This window comes from Streptomyces sp. URMC 129, assembly GCF_051386415.1.
GTDB lineage: Bacteria > Actinomycetota > Actinomycetes > Streptomycetales > Streptomycetaceae > Streptomyces.
The window spans coordinates 1-405 of record NZ_JBPQTQ010000314.1; the positions used below are offsets into that span (position 1 = coordinate 1).

General features: G+C 75.6%; 1 pseudogene. It reads right to left on the reverse strand.

What is annotated here, in order from left to right:
* Positions 1-10: 10 nt before the first annotated feature.
* Positions 11-405, reverse strand: a pseudogene (locus tag ACSNOC_RS27950) (MFS transporter); the annotation flags it as partial.

Here is a 405-nt window from a genome sequence, read left to right on the forward strand (position 1 = left end):
CACGGCCGACTCAGGCCGTCAGGGGGCGTAAGCCCGTGTGAGGGCGGGGCAGGTCGCGGATCGGGGGCGTTGTCAGGAGGGCGGCGCTTGTCGCGAGGGAGATCGTGGCGGCCGTCAGGAGGATGCCGTGGGTGCCGAAGGCCGTCGCGGCCGGGCCCGCCAGGGACTGGCCGATCGGCATCATCGCCATCGAACCGGCCAGCTCGTAGGCGTGGATGCGGTTGAGGACCCGGCCCGGGACGCCGGTCTGGACGCTCGTCGCCCACATCACGCTCCAGAACGCCATCGCCGCGCCCGCCACGACGCAAGCCCCCGCGATCGCCCCCACCGGCAGGCCGCCGCCGATCGCCGCCGGGTGGAGGCAGAAGCCGAACAGCGCCACCGCCCCCGCGCGCAGCGGGCGGC